Genomic DNA, 18,762 nt, shown 5'->3' with positions numbered 1-18,762 from the left:
CCGGGTTAGATCCGCGTCCGTTGTGTCTTGATCCACGACATCGCCTGCCGCAGTCCGGTGACCTCGCCCGACTCGGTCACGACGGTCGTGCCGAAGGTGCCGTCGTCGGTCATCGGCCCGAGCGCCGACAACTGCCGCCGAATCTCGGCCGCCTCCCGCGCGCCCGCGCCGCCGTCGTCGAGCCACTCGTCCAGCGGCCGGAAACTGGTGGTGCGATGGCCTTCGACGATGTCGAGCGAGTTGTCCAGCAGCAGGTCGATGAGCTGGCGCTCGGTGAGCGTGCACGCGTGTCCCGGATCGCGCAGGCGCTGCAGCTCCTCGAAATGGGCGTGCGTGGCGCCGGTGAGGCCGGTGACGTTGTCCGCGATGATGACGTGCCCGCCCGGCCGGACCACCCGCGCCATCTCGGCGACGACGAGGCCGGGCCGTTTGACGTGGTGCAGAGCGCGCGTACACAGCACGAGATCGAAGGTCGCGTCCGCGAACGGCAGCTCCTCGACCAGGGCGACCACCAGCTGCACACCGCTGACGCCGTCGTTCACGCGCGCCTGTTCGAGCATCTGCGCCGACGAGTCGACGCCGACGATCTGCGCCCGCACACCCACTTTGGCGGCAACGGCCGCCGCGGCGGCGGTCCCGGTGGCGACGTCGAGGGCCCGTTCGAAGGCCAACGGGCGGATCATCTCGGCCAGCAGTTCCACGTCGAGGCGGCGCGCCTGCCCGCCCGCGTACGCCTGCGCAATTGTCGCGAACCTCAACTGGTTTCGGGAAACCTGCTCGCGGTAGCCATCGGTCATCTGTCGCACCTTCGGCGGCGTAAGTTCCGGCGATGTCACGGAACTGGTGGGACGGCGAACTCGGATATTCGCCGATATTCAACCGCCCTACGGTACCGTGTATTCACGCAAAAAGCCGCGTCCGTACACCGGGGGGACATCATCGGGACTGCCCGGTTCGTGGTCGCCACGGCGACCGGCCGACGATGCCCGAGATGTTGCCGGAGTCCGTATCTCGGTGCCCTGCGGTAGATCTCGTCGTTCGTTGGAGGCAGGTGGTCGATGGACGCCGCCCAGGTCCGGGTCAGCACCCTGTTGCTCGACTCGCCGCGCACGATCGTCGGAATGCGCGCCGCCGAGGTCGCCGCCGACGTCGTGGCCGCCGCCGCCCGGACGAGGGTTCCGCGCGTGCTGGTGATCGTGGGCAGTGGCTTCGCGGCCCGCGGCTGGTCCGAGCCGCTGCTGGCGGCGTTGCGGACGTTCCCGCTGCGCCTGGTGACCCAATCCGGTTTGCCGACACCCGAATCCGTGGCGCGGCTCGCGCACGACGTGCGGGCGCACCGCGCCGACGTGGTGGTCACGGTCGGCGGCGGCAGCGTCATGGACGCGGGCAAAGCCGCTGCGGCCCTGTCGGTCGGCCCCGATCCGACTCCCCAGTTCGTGGTGCGGACGTGTGCGGAGGAAGCGGGCGCCGAGGGCGTGCCGCCGGTCATCGCGCTGCCGACGACACCGGGGACCGGCGCGGAAGCGACACCGTTCGCCACCATCTGGCACCGCGACCAGGGTCGCAAGCTCTCCCTGCGCGGGTCCGCGCTCCAGCCGGTGACCGCGATCCTCGACCCCGATCTGCTCGTCGGCCTGCCCGAGGCCCAGCTCGTCAGCTGCCTGCTCGACACTCTCGCGCAAGGCCTGGAGGGCGCCTGGTCGATCCGGGCCGACGAGCGGTCCGAATGGCTGGGCGCGACCGCGTGGTCCCTGCTCGCCGATCTGCTCGACGAGCCGCACGCGGGCCTGGGCGCGGCGCAACGGCACGCTGCCCTGCTCGCCGGGCACTTCGCCGGACGCGCGATCGCCATCGCGGGAACCACTGTGTGCCATGCGCTCTCGTACCCGCTGACGCTGCGCTACGGGCTGAGCCACGGCCATGCCTGCGGGCTCACGCTGGCGTCGGTGCTGCGCTACAACGCACTCGTCGGCGACGACTGCACCGACCCGCGCGGCGCCGGTCGGGTGCACGGCGCGATCACCCGGGTGGTGCGGGCGGCCGGGTTTGGCACGGTCGACGAGCTGGCCCGGAAGATCGAGGCACTGGTGCGCTCGCCCGCGCTACCGCCTGCCCCCGATCTTCGCCACGAGGCGACTCGGATCGCCACCGAGGCCCTCGCTTACGACCGTGCGGGAAACAACCCGCGCCGCGTCGACGGAGACGGCCTGTCGCGCCTATTGGCCGGGACCGCGGAGAGAGACTATGCGCGTTGACAATTACAAGCTCATGCACTGGCTGAACACCCGGAAGATGACCACGGGGCAGGTGGCCGAAGCCGTCGGCCTGGACCACGGGCAGTTCGAGAAGCTGCTGTCGGTCAGCGACGAGTGGCCGGACGAGAGGGCCGACGCGGTGGCCCGAGCCCTCCAGATCACCCCCGAGCAACTGGTCGCCAGCGGTCGCTCCGACCTGACCGTGCTGGTCCGCACGGCCGAGGAACTGCGCGGCACCCGGCGTCCGATTCAGCGCGACGGCATCCATTTCTACAACTACTACACAATGGCGGCGCCGCAGGGCGCGGTCGCGCCGGTCATTCTCGACATCCTCTGCCCGGCGGATCGATTGCCCGCCTTGAACAATGGGCACCTGGAACCCGCCATCACCATCAATCTCGGGCCCGGAGACATCCACGGACGGTGGGGTGCGGAGCTCGGCGCGGCGACCTGGCAGGTGATCAACGCCAATCCGGACGAGGACAGGTGGATCGTCGGCGACTCCTACGTCGAACCGTCCTATTGCCCGCACACCTACTCCCTGGCATCGGCCGCCCCGGCCCGAATCGTCTCCTACACCGGTCAATCCTCCCTTGCCGGGCTCATCGACGACCTCAACGACTGGTCCGATCCCGCCGCGAACGCCATGCTCGGCTGGCTCGACGAGACCCCGACGCCGCAGGAGGTGGCGACCCTGCTGCTTGCCCGGCGCGGGCACACCATCGAGTCGGCCGCCGAGGCACTGGGCAAGCAGGCGAGCGACCTGACCGCGGCGCTCGACGAGGGCTCGCTCGAGCTATTGCGTGACCTGGGAACGACTCTCGGCTTCGACTACCGGCTGCTCCTCCGCCCGGCCACCCGGCACGACGCGGTGGGCAAAACCTTCAAGGACATCGCGGAGTGCCGCAAGGAGATACGCGACTTCCGCGGTTACCCGGTCACCTCGCTGGCCTCCGCCCCGCATCTGCCCGATCTCACCGGACTCTTCCTGCGCGTGACCGGTGAGTCCGGCACGAACCTCTGCGAACCGGCCGAGTCCCACTACCTGGTGACCGCCGGATCGCCCACGCTGCACTGGACCGATGCCGCAGGGCAGGAACGACATTCGGAGCTGGCGGTCGACGCGTCGGCCTGGGTCGCGCCGTTCGTGACCCATCGCTGGTCCGGCGACGGCGCGCTGATCAAGCTCGGCTCCGGCCGGCATCTCGGCTACCTCGACCTGTACGAGCTCACCAATACCTATGCCGCGGTGTCGACGTTGCGGCGCGGCCGCCGCGACCGTCGCGGCTGGGGTTACGACTCTTGAGAAATACCCTGCGTCACAACGGGAGACAAGATTGCGCGTCGTCTACACCGATCCCGCCTGGGCACTGAACGACCAGGGGCAGCCGGATCTCGCCCGCGCCGATATCGAACGCTCGGTGTTCGGCGCCGGCATCGATCTGCGTTTGGGCCTGTTCGACGGTCGGTACCGGTTGCAGGGTAACGACTTTCACGACCATGTCCGTGGCGCCGACGCGCTGGTGATCTATCGCTGTCAGGTCACCAAGGAACTCCTCGAGACGATCGAGCCGACCTGCCGGGTGATCGCCCGCAGCGGTGTCGGCATCGACAACCTGAACGCACCGCTGCTCGACGGAACCGGCATCGTCTCGTTCAACGTCCCCGACTACTGCGTCGACGAGGTCAGCACCCACACGCTGGCGCTGCTGCTCGCGCTGGAACGCAGGGTCTGCACCCAGGACCGCCTCGTGAAGGCCGACCAGTGGAACATCCACGCGGGCGGAGTACCCCGGCGAGTATCGGCCTGTACCGCGGGCATCATCGGCTTCGGCCGCATCGGCCGGGCGACCGCGCGCAAGCTGCAGGCGTTCTACCGCACGATCATCGCCTACGACCCCTACGTCTCGGCCGACCTCATGGCCGGTTACGGCGTCACCGCCGCGACGGATTTGGCCGAATTGTTCGGCACCGCGGACGCGGTCGTGGTGCACGCGGCGCTGACCGACGAGACGGACCGGCTCGTCGACGCCGCGGCCCTCGCCGAGAGCCGGCCGGGCGCCCTGCTGGTCAACACCGCCAGAGGCCGACTGGTCGACCCGGCCGCCGTGCTCGCGGCGCTCGAGTCGGGCCGGCTCGGCGGTTTCGGCTCGGACGTGTTCACACCCGAGGACCCCAACGACGATCCGACCGCCCGCAAGCTGCTCACCCGGGAGGACGTGGTGGTGTCCGCACACCGCGCGTTCCTCTCGATCGAATCCGAACGCAGCTGCCGGCGCCGGGTCGCCGAGGGCGTCGCCAGTGTCCTGGCCGGCGGTGCGCCGCCCGCCGCAGGCAGAGTGACCTGATTCGAGAGGCAGTGCGCGTGAGAGAGAACTTCCCTGCTCAGACGGGATCACCGACCGAGTTTTCCGCCGGAGCGCGGTTGCGCGGGCTACTCGCCGAGCCCGAACCGACGTACCTGATGGGCGCGCATGACGGCCTCAGCGCCCGCATCGCGGCCGCCGCCGGATTCACCGGCCTCTGGGCATCCGGCCTCTGTATGTCGACCGCCCTCGGCGCTCGGGACAGCGACGAGGTGTCCTGGGGCGAGCTGCTCGACCTCGCCGCCAGGGTGGTCGACGGGGGCATCCCGGTCCTCGTCGACGGCGACACCGGCTACGGCAACTTCAACACCGCCCGGCGCTTCGCCGCCCGCGCCGAGCAGATCGGCGCGGCGGGGATCTCCATGGAGGACAAGGTCTTTCCGAAGATGAACTCCTACTTCGGCGACAGCCACCCGCTGGCGCCGGTCGGTGACATGTGCACCAAGATCGCGGCCTGCCGGGACCGGGTCGGCGCGGAGTTCGTGCTCGTCGCCCGGACCGAGGCGCTGATCGCCGGGGCCGGACTGGCCGAGGCATTGCGGCGGGCCGAGGCGTATCGGCAGGCCGGCGCCGACGCCATCTTCATTCACTCCAGGAAGCAGACCGTCGACGAGATCGCCGAGTTCACCCACGAGTGGGCGGGGCGGCTGCCGCTGGTGATCGCGCCGACGACCTATCACACGGTCCCCAGGGAAACCTTCGCCGAACTCGGCATCGCCGCGGTCATCTGGGCCAATCAGGCGATGCGGGCCGCGGTGTCCGCGATGCGGCAGGTGTGCCGGGCGCTGCTGCACGACGGCGCGGCCGCGGTGGAGCCGACCATCGCCTCGCTCACGGAAGTGTTCGCGCTCATGGGTTATCCGGAGCTCGAGGACGACGAGGAGCACTACCTCGAGCTGGCGCGCAAGTGGGTGGAATCGTGATCGACGCCGACGATCTGCTCGGCGGGCTGATCGCGCGCGGCGTGGTCGACGTGGTCGGGGTGCCGTGCTCGTATCTGACGCCGATCATCAACCGGGTGGCATCCGGTTCGGCGGCGGGGTACCTGCCGGTCACGCACGAGGGTGAGGCGGTGGCGATCGCCGCGGGCTGCTGGCTGGCCGGTGCCACGGCCTGCGTCATGGGGCAGAACTCGGGGCTCGGCAATATGGTCAATCCGCTGACCTCGCTCACCCATCCCGGCCGAATTCCGGTGCCGCTGATCATCAGTTGGCGTGGGGAGCCGGGGCGCCCGGACGAGCCGCAGCACGAGCTGATGGGGGCGATCACGCCCGGTCTGTTGGAGCTGATGCGGGTCGGTCATGCGGTGATACCCGCCGAGGCTGCCGAAGTCGACGCCTGCCTGGCCGAAGGCTGGGCCGAAATGGACCGGGAGCAGCAGCCTTTCGCCTTCATCCTGCGCGACGGGGTCATGGCCGCGCAGCGGCTCGACGAGCCGTCGCTGGCCGCCGCGACGACGCCAGCGGTCGGCCCCGCCCCCGGGATCCGTGCTGCGCCAACGCGTTCGGCGGCGCTGGAGTCGCTGATCGGCGCGCTCGACGACTCCGCCGCCGTGGTGTCGACCACGGGCAAGACCAGCCGTGAGCTCTACACGATCGCCGATCGGCCGCAGCACTTCTATCTCGTCGGCGCGATGGGGTCGGCGAGCGCCGTCGGGCTCGGCGTCGCGCGGCATGCCCGCCGCACCGTGGTCGTGGTCGACGGCGACGGCGCGGCGCTCATGCGGCTCGGCACGCTGGCGACCGTCGGCGCGCACGCCGGGCCGAACCTGCTACATGTGCTGCTGGACAACGGGGTTCACGATTCCACCGGCGGGCAGCAGAGCCTCGCGGCCCAGGTCGACTTTCCGGCCGTCGCGCGGGCCTGCGGATACGCCCGGGTATACGACTGCGCGGATCTTGCCGAATTCACCGAGGCCATCAAGATCGCGCAGGTCGCGGCCGGACCGGCGTTCGTGTATCTGGCGATTCGACCGGGCTCGATCGCCGAGTTGGGCCGGCCCGCGGTCTCGCCGGCCGAGGTGGCACGCCGGTTCCGGGATTTCGTGACAGGAGGCGAACATGTTTCGTGACGGCGCGGTACAGTCCTCGTCCGCTGAACTCACCGTGCGCAACCCGTGGAACGGGGAGACCGTCGGTGCGGTCGCGCGGGACACGGTCGCCCAACTGGACGAGGCGATCCAGGGCGTTCGATCCGGTTGGCGGCCGTTGCGCGCGGACCAGCGGGCGGCGGTCCTCGGCCGGGCCGCCGAACTGATCCGCGCGCGATCCGGCGAACTGGCCGAACTGATCTCCCGGGAGTCCGGCGTGTGTATCGCCGAAACCCGCAGGGAGACCGAACGCGCCGCGGCCAACCTGGTCGTCGCCGCGACCGAGACCGAGCGGTTGCGCGGGGAGAGCATCCCGGTGCCGGGTCAGGATCGGTTGGCGCTCACCAAGTTCGAGCCGATCGGCGTGGTCGCGGCGATCACGCCGTTCAACCGGCCGCTCAATCAGGTGGTCGTGAAGGTGGCGCCCGCCGTCGCCGCCGGTTGTGCGGTGGTGCTGAAACCCTCGGAGAAGACGCCGCTTACGGCACTCGCGTTCGCCGAGATCCTGCTCGAAGCAGGGCTGCCGGCCGAAAACCTGGTCGTCACAACGGGTGAGCCCGGCGTGCTCGGTCCGGCGCTGGCCGGGCATCCGGACATCGACATGGTCACCTTCACCGGCTCCGTACCCACCGGACGCGCCGTCTCCGCGGCGGCCGCAGGCAAAAAGACCCTGCTGGAGCTGGGCGGAAACGATCCGCTGATCGTCCTGCCGGACGCCGACCTCGCGCTTGCCGTGCAATTGGCGGGCCAGGGCGCCTTCGCCACCGCCGGACAGTCGTGCCGGGGGATCAAGCGGATCATCGTCGCCGGCGCGGTAGCCGACGATCTGGTCGAGGGGCTGGTCGAGGCGGCTCGGCGCAGACGGTCGGGCGATCCCCTGGATCCTGCCACCGACGTGGGGCCGCTCATCAGCGAGGAGGCGGCGAAAACCGTCGAACGACGAATCGGAGACGCGGTCGCCGCGACGGCGAAGCTCCTGCTCGGCGGCGACCGGCGCGGTCCGCTCATCACCCCCGCCGTCCTTGATAACGTGCCTGCCGACGCCGAATTGGTGGTCGAGGAGACGTTCGGTCCGGTCGCCCCGGTCATCCGGGTGACCGACGCCGCGGCGGCGATCCGGGTCGCGAACAGCACGCGGTACGGGTTGCAGGCCGGGGTGATCACCTCGGACGTGGCCGCGTTCACCGAGATCGCGGCGGCGCTGCGGGTCGGTGCCGTAAACCTCAACGCGGGACCACATTTCGACTCACCACACATCCCGTTCGGCGGGGTGAAGTCCAGCGGGATCGGCCGCGAGGGCATCCCCTACTCGATTCGGGAGATGAGCACCGTCAAGACCATCACGCTGCCCTATCCACTACATCAAGGTTAGGACGACCATGACCGCGGAACCCGCTTCTCCCGACTACCAGGCCATGTTCCGACTCGACGGGAAACGCACCCTCGTGATCGGCGCGGGCAGCGGCATCGGCCGCGAATCGGCGCTCGCCCTCGGCGCGCTCGGAGCCGAGGTGACCTGCGCCGATATCGATCTCGCGACGGCCGAGGAAACCGCGAAGGCGGCCGGGCCCCTGGCCGCCGCCATCCCGCTGGATGTGCGGGACGCGGCGGCCGTCGACGCGGCCGCCGCGGCGCTGCCGGAGCTGGACGTGCTCGTGTTCACCACCGGGCGCAATGTCCGCAAGCGGCTGCTCGATTACGCGGTGGACGAATTCGACTCCGTGGTCGACCTGAATCTGCGCGGCGCCTTTCACCTGCTGCGGGCGTTCGGCCGGGGAATGGTGGCGCGCGGGAGCGGTTCGATCGTGGGGATGTCGTCGATCCGGGCGATCACCGTGGAGCCGGGGCAGGCCGTGTACGCGGCGACGAAAGCCGGTCTGCTCCAGCTGATCCGCGGGGCCGCCGCGGAGTTCGGTCCGGCCGGGGTCCGGGTGAACGCGGTCGCGCCGGGGGTGGTCCGCACCCCGCTGACCGACCCGATCTTCGAGGTGCCGCAGTGGCAGCAGGCCTACGCGGACAAGAGCGCGCTCGGGCGGTGGGCGCGGCCGAGCGAAATCGCCGGGGCGGTGGCGTTTCTGGCCTCCGACGCGGCCAGCTTCGTCACCGGCACGATGCTGACCGTCGACGGCGGATGGACCGCCGTCGACGGTCGCTACGAACCGCCGCGCTAGGCCGGCGGCGAATCGACCAGCGGGACCGCGTCGTTCACGAACGTGCCCATGTCCGGCGCCTCGAACAAGAGGTTCATCGGGATCTCGACGCCGAATTCGGCACGGAGCGCGGACATCAGCTCGCCGGCCAGGAGGGAGTCACCGCCCAGTTCGTAGAAGTTCGCGGCCGGTTCGGTATAGCCGGTGCCGCACACCTGCCCGACGATGACCCAGATACGTTCCTGCACAACCGCTCTCCTAGTCTGTCCGGCGCAGCTTGCCCGCGGCGGTCCGGCGCACGTCGGCCACGATCTCGATCGCCCTGGGGGTCTGGGCTCTGGTCAGTTCCGCGCGGCAGCGGTGCCACAGTTCGGCCGAGACCTGCTCCGGGTCACCGCGGTACAGACTCACCGCGACATGCACGACCTCGCCGAGCGCGGGGTCGGGTATGGCGCGGACGCGGACGTCGCGGACGGCGGGATGGTGTTCCAGCACCCGCTCGACGTCGCGGGGAAAGACCATGACGCCGCCGACGTTGATCGCGTCGTCCTTGCGGCTCACGAGCGTGACATAGCCTTCGGCGTCCAGGTACGCGAGGTCGCCGACGCTGAAATGCCCGTCTACCTCCGCGAGTTTCGGCCCGCCGCCGATATACGCAGGCTGGGTGGCGTTGTCGTCGGTCATGAACAGCTCGCCGGTCCGGCCGACCGGCACCTCCTGGAGGAATTCGTCCAGGATTCGCACCGAGCAGTGCCGCGGACGGCCGACGGAGCCCGGGTGTTCCAGCCACTCGTCGCCGCGGATGCTCAGCACGCCGATCCGTTCGACGCTGCCGTACTCCTCGTACACCCTGGACGGTTCGATCAGTTCCAGCCAGCGGCGTTTCACCGTTTCCGGGCACCTCGCGGCGGTGTGCACGACCAGCCGCAGCGACGAGAACCGCCGCCGGTTCCGGTGACTGGCTTCGATGAGCGTGCCCATCTGGGCGGGTACGGTCCGAAGTACCGCCACCCGTTCGGCTTCGAGCAGATCGAGGAACAGCTTGGGCGAGGCGTTGGCCGGGATGACGAGGCGGTGGCCCAGCGCGAGGCCGTGATAGAGCGCGCCGAAACCTGCGTGATAGAGCGGGAGTCCGATGATCTGGGTCTGGCCGTAGGCCATTCCCCGTTCTTCCTCCTTGCTGCTGAGCGGTCCGGTGTCCGGGTACGCCCACGGACGGTTCCGGATGATCAGCTTGGCGACGCCGGTCGTTCCGCCGGAGAGGGATATCGATCTCGGGATCCCGTCTGCCGGTAGCTCCGTCGGGACGGCCATGTCGTGTGCGGCGATCAGACTCAGGTCGTCTCCTTCGACGACCCAGCCGCGTGAATAGCGTTCGACGATGCCGGATCGCACGGTGTCCGACCAGCGGTAGTCCACCGGAAGGACGGCGGCGCCCACCTGCCACAGCGCGAGCGTCGCGACGACGTGGCCGATACCCGGCGGCAGCGCGACCGCGACGATGTCGCCCGCGCGTAAACCGTTGTGCCGGTACGCCTCCGCTCGCTCGCGCGAGGCGATCAGCAGGTCGTGCCAGGTGATCTCCGCGCCGTCGGTGAAGCCGCGCACCGTGACGGCCGCCTGCTGCGGCCGGTCCCTGGCGGTTCGCGCCACCAGTTCGCAGATCGAGACGGTCATGCGTTCATCCCTCGGTGCGGACGTATTCGTCGGCGATGGACAGGGTTTCGTCGAGCAGGGCCATGCCCTCGTGGATCTCGGCCTCCTCGATGATCAGCGGGGGGCAGATCAGGATGATGTTCCAGTGGGTGAGCAAATACAGGCCCTTGCGGAACGCCGCGGCCGTCAGCCTCGACATCGGTTCGGCGGCAGCGGCATCCGGGTTGTACGGGACCAGCGGTTCCTTGGTTTCGCGGTCCACCACCAGTTCGATGCCCCAGAAACAGCCGCTGCCACGGATATCGCCGATCGACGGATGCCGTTCGGCCAGCTTGCGCAGCTCCGTCTCGATCATCGGGCCCAGCCGATCCGCGCGTTCGATCAGCCGTTCCTTCTGATAGACGCTCAGCACCGCGACGGCCGCCGCGCAGCCGACGGGATGGGCGCTGTGGGTCAGGCCGTACGGGAAGACCGAATCCTGCAGCCAGCCGGAGAGCCGATCGCTCACCGCGACGGCGGCCAGCGGCACATAGCCGGCCGTGAGCCCCTTCGCGCACGTGATGATGTCGGGCACGACATTCCACCGGTCACAGGCGAACCAGCTTCCGGTGCGGCCGAATCCGGTCATCACCTCGTCGAAGATCAGCAGGATTCCGTGCTCGGTGCAGACCTCGCGGATCGCCTCGAGATATCCGTCGGGCGGGACGATCACGCCGTTGATGCCGGTGATCGGCTCGATGATCACGGCGGCCACGTTCTCGGCGCCTTCGTACCGGAGCAGCTCGCGCAGATGGGGCGCGCCCGTGCACACCGGGCACGGCGTGGGATGCCCTGCGGGACAACGGTACGTGTAGGGATCGAGCATGCGGACCACGCCGGGCACACCCGGCTCGCCCACCCAGCGGCGTGGCTCGCCGGTCAGCGTGAGGGCGCCCGCGGTGCTGCCGTGATACGAGCGGTAGCGGGCGATGACCTTGCTCCGCCCGGTGTAGGCGCGGGCCAGCCGGATAGCCGCCTCGTTCGCCTCGGTTCCGCTGCACGCGAAGAAGAACGAGTTGAGGTCGCCCGGCGTGACCTCGGCGAGCCGGTCCGCCAGCTCGCCGACGATCTCGACATCCCAGGGACGGCCGAGGGTCGCCATGGTGGCCACCTGCTTCTGCACCGCCTCTTGCACCTCGGTGCGGCTGTGTCCCAGATTCGCGTTCACCAGCTGGGAACCGAAGTCCAGGTAGGAATGTCCGGCGGCATCGAAGAATCGGCAGCCGTCGCCGCCGACGATCCGCGGTGGCGGCTGCACCCCCTGTCGCGACCATGACTGTATTACCCGCCCGCTTGACTCTGCCATTGGCGAGACACCTCCCGAATTACCTTGGTACTACTAGATTTCGACCTCAGCGAATGGCGACGCGACGCTGCGTACCAGGGTCGAAGGCGAAGGTCGCGATGATCGAGAGGACGCAGGCCCACCCGGACAGCACGACGATGTTCGGCACGATGCTGGACAGCGCGCCGTGCTCGGCCAGCACCCGCTTCATGCCGTCGACCGCCCAGTACTGCGGGGTCAGCGGGGCGAGCGGGCGGTCCCAGGCCGGCAGCAGGCGGACCGGCACGACGGCGCCGCCGACCGCGCCCATGCCGAGAACCACCAGCTGGCAGAGGTTTTGCATGGCGGAGACGTTGCGCGTCAGGGAGACCAGCACCAGGCCGAGGGAGATGGCGGTCCAGGCGATGGCCAGGATGAGGACGGTCAGCGCGAGCAGCGATCCGTTGATCGTGCCGCCGAACAGGAACCGTCCGGCGACGATCAACAGCGCCATCTGCACCGCGGAGAGAACGAAGTACGGGATCGCGAGTTGAATCGCCATGTTTCCCCGGGACAGTCCGCTGGTTCGCACCGAACTCCAAGCGCCCGAGGCGTGTTCGCGGTAGTGCGAGGTGCCCATGAACATCATGACGTAGAAGCCGAACATGATGGTGAAGCCGGGAACCGTCTGGTTCGCGCCCGCGCTGCCGGTGATTCCGGAGAAGGCGTCGCTGAGCAGGGCCTGCAGCAACAGCGGGGCGGCGAAGAGGAAGACGAACAGGGTGGGGTCCTGCCGCCAGGTCGCCAGCTCTTTCCGGGCGAAAGCCAAGGTGATCGTCATGGTTTCGCCGATCCGGGCCGCTCGATGGCGTGCAGGAACGCGTTTTCCAGGGAGGTCGGGACCAAGCGCACGTCCTTGATCGGGACGTGGCTCTCGTCGAGGACACGGACCACGGCGGGCAGGATCTCCGCGTCCGGCGCCGCCACCCGAATCCGCTTGCCGTGCACCGTTATCCCGGTGCCGGGCAACGCGTTGTGCAGCAGTGTCGTCACCGCCGAGGTCTCGTCGCTGACTATCTCGCAGTAGGGACTGCCGTATTCGGCGACAAAGCTTTTCACGTCGGCGGTGACAATGATCGAACCGGCGTCGAGCACGCCTATTCGGTCGCACAGGATCTCGGCTTCCTCCAGGTGATGCGTGGTGTAGAGGATCGTCGAGCCTGCGCCGCGCAGCTCCCGGAGCAGGTTGTGAATGGCGTGGCGCGAATCGATGTCGACGCCGGTGCTCGGCTCGTCGAGGACCATCAGCGGCGGCGAGTGGACGATGCCCATGCCGATCGATAGTCGGCGGCGCTCACCGCCGGACAGGTGCGCGCCGCCCCGGTCGGCGATCTGGCTCAGGCCGAGGCGTTCCATCACCTCGGCCGCGCTGCGCTGCGCGGCGGAGCGGGACAGACCGCGGATGACCGCGGCGAAGCGGAGGTTCTGCCAGACCGTCATGGCCAGGTAGACCGTATTGTCCTGCGGGACATAGCCGATGTGGCGGCGCACCTTCCGGCCGTGCTTGCGCACGTCGATGCCGAATACCTGCACCCGGCCCGCGGTGGGTTTGATCAGACCGCAAATGATATCCAGCGCAGTGGATTTGCCGGCGCCGTTGCGGCCGAGGAGGCCGAAGATCTCGCCGCGGCCGATCGCCAAGCTCAGCTCGTTCAGGGCGCGCACCGAGCCGTACCGCTTGCAGAGGCCGTCCACCGAGACGACCGGATCGTCGGGAGTCAGGTCCATGATTGTCTTTCCACGATCGAGCGGACCAGATCGCGGTAGTGCACCGCGCGGCCGTAGCGCTGGGTCATCAGGACCGCGCCGCCCCCGCTGGGGACGTGGTACACGAAACTGGTTGCGGCACGGCCGAGCCAGCCGACGGTGCGGGCGTTCGGGTCGAGGGCCGCCCAGGCCGGGTCGCTGCTCGGGACGTGGAGTCCGTAGGAGAAGCCGTAGCCCTTGCCGGGGATGTAGTCCGGGCCGGTGCCGGCCAGGGGGCCGATCTGATCGATGAAGAGTTCCTTGGTGATCGGCCCCAGGGCGGGGATCGAGAGTCGGCCGTCCCGGCCGGGCGTGATCGCGCAGAGCAGCTCGGCGAAGTCGCCGACGGTCGAGTAGGCGCCCGAACCGGCGGACAGCCACGCGGGCGTTTCCCGGTGTGCCACAAGCCCGTCCGGTGTGCCTTCGGCGAGCGGCTGGACGACGCGATCCGGAGACCGAACGCTGAATCCGGTGTCGCGCAGGCCGAGTGGACGGCAGACGCGCCGGTCGATGATCTCGTCGAGGGGGCGGCGGTCCGCTATCTCGAGAATGCGGCCGAGCACGTCCATGGACATGCCGTACTCCCAGACGGTTCCGGGATCGGCGGCGAGGGGTTGCCGCGCGAGGTCGCGCACGGCCTCGTCCAGTGTGTATGTGCCGGTGCGGTGTTCGTACTTCCGGACGTTCGCCGCCGCGTAGTACGGCGCGATGTTCTCCGAGCAGTGGTAGCCGCCGCCGATGCCCGCGGTCTGGCGCATCAGGTCCCGGACCGTCAGCGGACGGCTCGGCGGCCGCAACCCGCCGTCGTGGACGCTCGCGTCCGCGAAGCAGGGCAGCCATTCGGCGACCGGATCGTCCAGCCGGAGTCGGTCCTCCGCCACCATGGTGAGCGTTGCCAGTGCGGCGAAAACCTTTGTCATGGAGTAGATCCGAAAGACGGCGTCGGTCGGCATCGGACGCGCGCCGCTCGCGTCGAGGTCACCGATCGCCTGCAGATCGATCAGCGACCCGCGCTCCGTCACCGCGACCACCACACCCGGTATCCGGCGCGCTTCCACGTCGGCCGACACGGCCTTCAGCAGCTCGGTGATCATGTCCATCGTCGCCTCCCGCGCCCCCCAGTGCATCCCGCCGGTTCCCAGCCGCGGGCTAGACCTCCATGTTGTCGATCAGGCGTGTACTCCCCACCCACACGGCGACCACGAGGCGGTTGCCACGTTCGGCTTCGCGAACCGGGTCGAGCGTCGCGCTGTCCACCAGTTCTAGATATTCGATCCGCTGCACGCCCGCCGTTGTTAACGACCGACGCCCCTCGGCGAGCACCGCGTCGACCGACGACCGCCCGTTCCGCAACTGGTTCGTGAGCTCGGTCAAGATCCGGGAAATCGACGCGGCGACCGGACGCTGATCAACGGTCAGATAGGCATTCCTGGACGAGAGTGCCAGCCCGTCCGGCTCCCGCACCGTCGGCACCGCCCGCACCTCCAGCGGCAATCCCAGATCCCGGACCAGCGCCCGCATCACCACCAATTGCTGAAAGTCCTTCTCCCCCAGATAAACCGCGGTGGGCGCGAGAAAGATCAGAATCTTGCCCATTTCGGTGGTGACCCCCGCGAAATGCGTTGGCCGCCCTACCCCGCACAGCACATTCGAGAGTCGCGGAACCGCGATCGTCAGCCCGAACCCGGCCGGAAACAGCTCCTCCGCCGAAGGCAACCAGGCGATATCCGCCTCTGCCTCGGCCAGGAGCGCCAGATCCCGCGCCTCGTCCCGCGGGTATGTCTCGAAGTCCTCATCCGCCCCGAACTGCAACGGATTCACGAAGACCGAGGCCACCACCACATCGTCCAGCCCCCTGGCCGCCCGCACCAACGCGAGATGCCCGTCGTGCAGCGCCCCCATGGTCGGCACATACCCGATACTCTTCCCCCGCTCCCGCGCCTCCCCCAACGCACGCCGAAGCTCCGCCCCACTCCTGACCACGATCATCGCGTCGATCCCTCAGCGGTACGACACGCGGCAACCGCCGCCACCAACGCGCGAAACCCCCCACGCTGTGTACATCCCGCGATCCTAACAAGCACCCATAGCTCGCGCTCTCGAATCCGCGCTACTCAGAAGGGTTTTCGAGGGTGTTCGGACGGCATCGGCCGGGGACTATCGATCGTGGACGGGTTCGCCGGCGCGGAAGACCAGCCGGACGAAGGTCTCCACGTGCCGGTGAATATCGGCACGGGCGTTCGCGCGGTCCTCGTCCGTGGCGTCGGCGTGCAGGTGCAGGATTCGGGTGAGGCCGATGGGGCCGGTGAAGGACAGGGCGAGGTCTTCCGGTGTGGCGAGGTCCGGGGGGATCAGGCCGGCGGTGATCCAGCGGTCGAACAGGAGGCGGACCGGGGTGCGCATGGCCGAGAGCGCTTCGCGCAGGGCCGGGCTGTGCAGCAGGCCGTCCCGCGCCATCACGCTGATCAGCAGCCGGGCGTTGTCGGTCTCCCATTCGTCCAGGACGGCGCGGATCAGTTCGCGCAGGTACTGCGGAGGGTTCGTGTCGATGAGAGTGGCGGCGGCGTCGTTCATCGCCTCCAGCGGGTTCTTCGGGCCGAGTGCGGCGAGCGCGGCATCGAATATCGCTTGTTTGCTGGAGAAATGGGCGTAGAGCACGCTCTCGCTCAGGCCGACCTCGCGCGCGATGGACCGAATCGAGGTCCCCGCGTAGCCGTTGCGCGCGAACAGTTGCAGCGCGGCGTTCAACAGGGCGGCCTTGGTATCGCCTGCGTCCGTCTTTCGCGGCCTGCCCGGCCCGCGCCGTGGTGTCGTCATCGGGCTTCCACACCTCTTCCTCGGGGTATACAATTAATCGAACGATCGCTTATTTTACTCTAACGAGGAGAAGCGCATGACCATCGACACGCGTACGCATACCAATCCCCCCGCTCCGTACGTGGACCCGGCCCCCTACGGCTACCTATACCTCGGATTCCGCGCCGACCCACCGCGCCGGGTGCCGTTCGTGCCGCGCAGCTCCCGGCGCCGCCACGTACTGCGCCGATGTCAGGAAGTGACTCGCCGACTGCAAGCGATGGATCAGGTGGTCTCGGCCAGGGTCTACCGGGCGGTGGCGATCCAGCCCTCCGCGGTGAGTCCGCGCTTCGACGTGATCGTCCTGATCGAGACCACCACACCGGACACGGTTGCGGCAGTGCGGGTTACGCCGGAAGTCCAGCAGTTGGACGCCGACTTCGCCATGCCCGCGCGCAACATCAGGCGCCTCGGCGACATCGACCGCTCCCCCTCGGGCACCTTCCTGTTCAACCACTTCACCGCCGACGACCCCGAACGCGCCTTGCGATACTTCGACTCCGTCGCAGGCTGGTTCACCCACGACGCCAAGGTGGACGACATCGCCCTGATCGGCCCACTCGAAGACGCCCCCTACGTCTTCATCAACCAGGTACGCCTCCCCGGCACCCTGGCCGCATTCATCCTCGCCCTGCTACGCCCGAACTTCCGAAACTCGGTCTACCGGAAGATGCGCGCAAACCGAGTCGGCTTCGCCTCCATCATCTGCAAACCCGTCTGATGATTCCGACGGCGACGGGCCGGAACCTGCTCAGTCGAATCGATCGCGCGCCCGGACTCGTTTACGCGCCCCCGCCAGCGACGCGGACACGATTTCCCCCAGCCGATACCCGGGCGGCCCGGTCCGCCGCGCCGTTCCGTTCGCTGGTGGTGCAACGTTCGCCGAGCAGGTTCTTGTGGATCTTGCCGTCTTTCATGATCACCGACAAGCTGGTCTCCGGGGTGGCGAGCAGGTTCAGGTTCTCGACCGGATTGCCCCGCACCAGCAGCAGATCGGCCAGCGCGCCGGGCCGGATCACACCGAGCTCGCCGGGATACGGGTTACGCGGACCGCACATCGCGACCGTTTCGGCATTGCCCGAGGTCGCCGTGCGCAGCACGGTGCCCGCCGACTGCCATCGGCCCGTGGCGGCGAGCATCGCCCCCTGCTGCGCGGTCGCGGCGGCGTCGAACAGAATGTCGGTACCCCAGGCAGACTTGATCCCGTACTTCTCCACGAAGCCGAAGGTGCGCTCGGTCCCCTCGGCCACCTGGAGGAACCGTGCCTTCTGATCGGGAGTGAGCATGGCCGACTGTTCGGCGCTCACCCCGAAAGGTTGCAGGCTCCACCGGATGTCGTGCTCGGCCATCATCTCGACGGTCTCCTCGGTCAGCAACTGGCCGTGCTCGACACACCGCATCCCCGCCCGGATCGCCTGCTGCACAGCACGATCGGTGTAGGCGTGCACCGTGACGTAAGTCCCCCAATTTTCCGCGGCCTCGACCGCGGCGCGGAGTTCAGCCTCGGTGTATTCGGTGACATCGAGCGGGTCGTAAGCCGAGGCGACACCGCCGCCGGCCATCACCTTGATCTGGGTGGCGCCGCGCATCAACTGCTCACGGGTCGCGCGCAGCACTTCGTCGGGACCGTCGGCAATCGCGGTAGCACCGGCGACCTCGGAATGGGAGTGGTGGTTGCACACGCCACGCGGAAGTTCGTACCGCATCCGGAAATCGCCGTGACCGGAGGTCTGCGAGATCATCGCCCCGGACGGATAGATCCGTGGGCCCTCGATCACACCTTCGTCGATCGCACGTTTCAGGCCGAATGTCGGACCGCCCACGTCCCGGATCGTGGTGAATCCGCGCAGCAATGTCTCGCGGGCCGCCTGGGTGCCGCGGATCGTCACGTAGTCCACATCGGCGGTCATCATCTGGAACATCGGCACGGTGGACATGGCCAGGTGATAGTGCGCGTCGATCAAGCCCGGCATCAGGGTGTGGCCGGCGCCGTCGATGACCGTCACCGTTTCGCTTCCCTGCACATCGCCGGCGGCGTGGTCGCCGACCGCGGCGATCGTATTGCCGCGTACCAGCACATCACCGGCTGCGCTGAGCGTGTCCGAAATACCGTCGAAGACGCGGACATTGCGAAACAACGTCGCCGTCGTGGTGGATTGCGCAGTGTTCATGACGTACTTCCTCTCCGACTGCGGGATCGAAACAGGCAGGTGCTGAACCGCACCGGTGTGACGTCTTCAGCCATGAATGTAGCACCATTCTGTCTCAATGTGACAGCTTG

General features: G+C 68.7%; 18 protein-coding genes. 8 read left to right on the top strand and 10 right to left on the bottom strand.

The genetic code is table 11. The features are described from left to right. Nucleotides 1-5: 5 nt before the first annotated feature. The gene (locus ACFQ9K_RS44180) at nt 6-797 is read right to left on the bottom strand and encodes a class I SAM-dependent methyltransferase (RefSeq protein ID WP_378723520.1); all 792 of its coding nucleotides are present in this window, start codon (nt 795-797) and stop codon (nt 6-8) included. A gap of 261 nt (nt 798-1,058) precedes the next feature. Between ACFQ9K_RS44180 and ACFQ9K_RS44175 the strand changes: the two genes are divergently transcribed. The 7 genes from ACFQ9K_RS44175 to ACFQ9K_RS44145 are packed head-to-tail and all read left to right on the top strand — an operon-like array spanning nt 1,059 to nt 8,881. Further along, entirely contained in the window at nt 1,059-2,255 is a 1,197-nt protein-coding gene (locus ACFQ9K_RS44175) for an iron-containing alcohol dehydrogenase (RefSeq protein WP_378723521.1), read from the top strand. Continuing rightward, on the top strand, nt 2,245-3,561 hold the full coding sequence (locus tag ACFQ9K_RS44170) for a helix-turn-helix domain-containing protein (protein WP_378723522.1): 1,317 nt from the start codon (nt 2,245-2,247) through the stop codon (nt 3,559-3,561). The genes ACFQ9K_RS44175 and ACFQ9K_RS44170 overlap by 11 nt, the downstream gene beginning before the upstream one ends. A gap of 31 nt (nt 3,562-3,592) precedes the next feature. Next, nucleotides 3,593-4,603: a C-terminal binding protein gene (locus tag ACFQ9K_RS44165; RefSeq protein ID WP_378723523.1), complete on the top strand. Its 1,011-nt coding sequence runs from the start codon at nt 3,593-3,595 to the stop codon at nt 4,601-4,603. Nucleotides 4,604-4,620: 17 nt separating this feature from the next. Continuing rightward, nucleotides 4,621-5,544: an isocitrate lyase/phosphoenolpyruvate mutase family protein gene (locus tag ACFQ9K_RS44160; protein ID WP_378723524.1), complete on the top strand. Its 924-nt coding sequence runs from the start codon at nt 4,621-4,623 to the stop codon at nt 5,542-5,544. Further along, complete coding sequence (aepY, locus tag ACFQ9K_RS44155; RefSeq protein ID WP_378723526.1) at nt 5,541-6,692, top strand: phosphonopyruvate decarboxylase; 1,152 nt, start codon at nt 5,541-5,543, stop codon at nt 6,690-6,692. Before ACFQ9K_RS44160 ends, aepY begins: the two co-directional genes overlap by 4 nt. Then, entirely contained in the window at nt 6,682-8,082 is a 1,401-nt protein-coding gene (locus ACFQ9K_RS44150; RefSeq protein ID WP_378723527.1) for an aldehyde dehydrogenase family protein, read from the top strand. Before aepY ends, ACFQ9K_RS44150 begins: the two co-directional genes overlap by 11 nt. Before the next feature lie 7 nt (nt 8,083-8,089). Then, entirely contained in the window at nt 8,090-8,881 is a 792-nt protein-coding gene (locus ACFQ9K_RS44145) for an SDR family NAD(P)-dependent oxidoreductase (protein ID WP_378984529.1), read from the top strand. Here ACFQ9K_RS44145 and ACFQ9K_RS44140 read toward each other — a convergent pair. The 8 genes from ACFQ9K_RS44140 to ACFQ9K_RS44105 all read right to left on the bottom strand — a co-directional run bounded on the left by ACFQ9K_RS44140 (nt 8,878) and on the right by ACFQ9K_RS44105 (nt 16,442). After that, nucleotides 8,878-9,108, bottom strand: coding sequence for an acyl carrier protein (locus ACFQ9K_RS44140; protein WP_378723675.1), 231 nt, complete (start codon nt 9,106-9,108; stop codon nt 8,878-8,880). The two genes, ACFQ9K_RS44145 and ACFQ9K_RS44140, sit on opposite strands and share 4 nt — an antisense overlap. A 10-nt stretch (nt 9,109-9,118) precedes the next feature. After that, entirely contained in the window at nt 9,119-10,537 is a 1,419-nt protein-coding gene (locus ACFQ9K_RS44135) for a class I adenylate-forming enzyme family protein (RefSeq protein ID WP_378723673.1), read from the bottom strand. A gap of 4 nt (nt 10,538-10,541) precedes the next feature. Continuing rightward, nucleotides 10,542-11,861: an aminotransferase class III-fold pyridoxal phosphate-dependent enzyme gene (locus ACFQ9K_RS44130; RefSeq protein WP_378723671.1), complete on the bottom strand. Its 1,320-nt coding sequence runs from the start codon at nt 11,859-11,861 to the stop codon at nt 10,542-10,544. A gap of 46 nt (nt 11,862-11,907) precedes the next feature. Next, the gene (locus ACFQ9K_RS44125) at nt 11,908-12,660 is read right to left on the bottom strand and encodes an ABC transporter permease (RefSeq protein WP_378723670.1); all 753 of its coding nucleotides are present in this window, start codon (nt 12,658-12,660) and stop codon (nt 11,908-11,910) included. Further along, nucleotides 12,657-13,607, bottom strand: a complete 951-nt coding sequence (locus ACFQ9K_RS44120) for an ABC transporter ATP-binding protein (RefSeq protein ID WP_378723669.1) — start codon at nt 13,605-13,607, stop codon at nt 12,657-12,659. Before ACFQ9K_RS44120 ends, ACFQ9K_RS44125 begins: the two co-directional genes overlap by 4 nt. Next, on the bottom strand, nt 13,598-14,725 hold the full coding sequence (locus ACFQ9K_RS44115) for a serine hydrolase domain-containing protein (protein ID WP_378723667.1): 1,128 nt from the start codon (nt 14,723-14,725) through the stop codon (nt 13,598-13,600). Before ACFQ9K_RS44115 ends, ACFQ9K_RS44120 begins: the two co-directional genes overlap by 10 nt. Nucleotides 14,726-14,774: 49 nt before the next feature. Beyond that, entirely contained in the window at nt 14,775-15,614 is an 840-nt protein-coding gene (panC, locus tag ACFQ9K_RS44110; RefSeq protein ID WP_378723666.1) for a pantoate--beta-alanine ligase, read from the bottom strand. A 168-nt stretch (nt 15,615-15,782) separates the two neighbouring features. Continuing rightward, complete coding sequence (locus ACFQ9K_RS44105; RefSeq protein WP_378723665.1) at nt 15,783-16,442, bottom strand: TetR/AcrR family transcriptional regulator; 660 nt, start codon at nt 16,440-16,442, stop codon at nt 15,783-15,785. 76 nt (nt 16,443-16,518) lie between these two features. Here ACFQ9K_RS44105 and ACFQ9K_RS44100 point away from each other — a divergent pair, with 76 nt between their 5' ends. Continuing rightward, nucleotides 16,519-17,202 (top strand): hypothetical protein, encoded by a 684-nt coding sequence (locus ACFQ9K_RS44100; RefSeq protein WP_378723664.1) that lies wholly within the window; start codon nt 16,519-16,521, stop codon nt 17,200-17,202. Between the two features lie 61 nt (nt 17,203-17,263). Here ACFQ9K_RS44100 and ACFQ9K_RS44095 read toward each other — a convergent pair whose 3' ends face one another. Next, nucleotides 17,264-18,652 carry an amidohydrolase family protein gene (locus ACFQ9K_RS44095; protein WP_378723661.1) on the bottom strand — a complete coding sequence of 463 codons (1,389 nt, stop codon included), beginning with the start codon at nt 18,650-18,652 and terminating at the stop codon, nt 17,264-17,266. Nucleotides 18,653-18,762 lie beyond the last annotated feature (110 nt).

Source organism: Nocardia sp. NPDC056564 (assembly GCF_042793755.1).
GTDB lineage: Bacteria > Actinomycetota > Actinomycetes > Mycobacteriales > Mycobacteriaceae > Nocardia.
Note: the sequence above shows the minus strand (reverse complement) of the source record. Positions and strands in the feature narration are given on the sequence as shown.

Coding starts and splice junctions, on each gene's coding strand:
- ACFQ9K_RS44180 (WP_378723520.1), bottom strand. CDS start 797: ATGACCGATGGCTACCGCGAGCAGGTTTCCCGAAACCAGTTGAGGTTC.
- ACFQ9K_RS44175 (WP_378723521.1), top strand. CDS start 1,059: ATGGACGCCGCCCAGGTCCGGGTCAGCACCCTGTTGCTCGACTCGCCG.
- ACFQ9K_RS44170 (WP_378723522.1), top strand. CDS start 2,245: ATGCGCGTTGACAATTACAAGCTCATGCACTGGCTGAACACCCGGAAG.
- ACFQ9K_RS44150 (WP_378723527.1), top strand. CDS start 6,682: ATGTTTCGTGACGGCGCGGTACAGTCCTCGTCCGCTGAACTCACCGTG.
- ACFQ9K_RS44145 (WP_378984529.1), top strand. CDS start 8,090: ATGACCGCGGAACCCGCTTCTCCCGACTACCAGGCCATGTTCCGACTC.
- ACFQ9K_RS44135 (WP_378723673.1), bottom strand. CDS start 10,537: ATGACCGTCTCGATCTGCGAACTGGTGGCGCGAACCGCCAGGGACCGG.
- ACFQ9K_RS44130 (WP_378723671.1), bottom strand. CDS start 11,861: ATGGCAGAGTCAAGCGGGCGGGTAATACAGTCATGGTCGCGACAGGGG.
- ACFQ9K_RS44125 (WP_378723670.1), bottom strand. CDS start 12,660: ATGACGATCACCTTGGCTTTCGCCCGGAAAGAGCTGGCGACCTGGCGG.
- ACFQ9K_RS44120 (WP_378723669.1), bottom strand. CDS start 13,607: ATGGACCTGACTCCCGACGATCCGGTCGTCTCGGTGGACGGCCTCTGC.
- ACFQ9K_RS44115 (WP_378723667.1), bottom strand. CDS start 14,725: ATGGACATGATCACCGAGCTGCTGAAGGCCGTGTCGGCCGACGTGGAA.
- panC (WP_378723666.1), bottom strand. CDS start 15,614: ATGATCGTGGTCAGGAGTGGGGCGGAGCTTCGGCGTGCGTTGGGGGAG.
- ACFQ9K_RS44105 (WP_378723665.1), bottom strand. CDS start 16,442: ATGACGACACCACGGCGCGGGCCGGGCAGGCCGCGAAAGACGGACGCA.
- ACFQ9K_RS44100 (WP_378723664.1), top strand. CDS start 16,519: ATGACCATCGACACGCGTACGCATACCAATCCCCCCGCTCCGTACGTG.
- ACFQ9K_RS44095 (WP_378723661.1), bottom strand. CDS start 18,652: ATGAACACTGCGCAATCCACCACGACGGCGACGTTGTTTCGCAATGTC.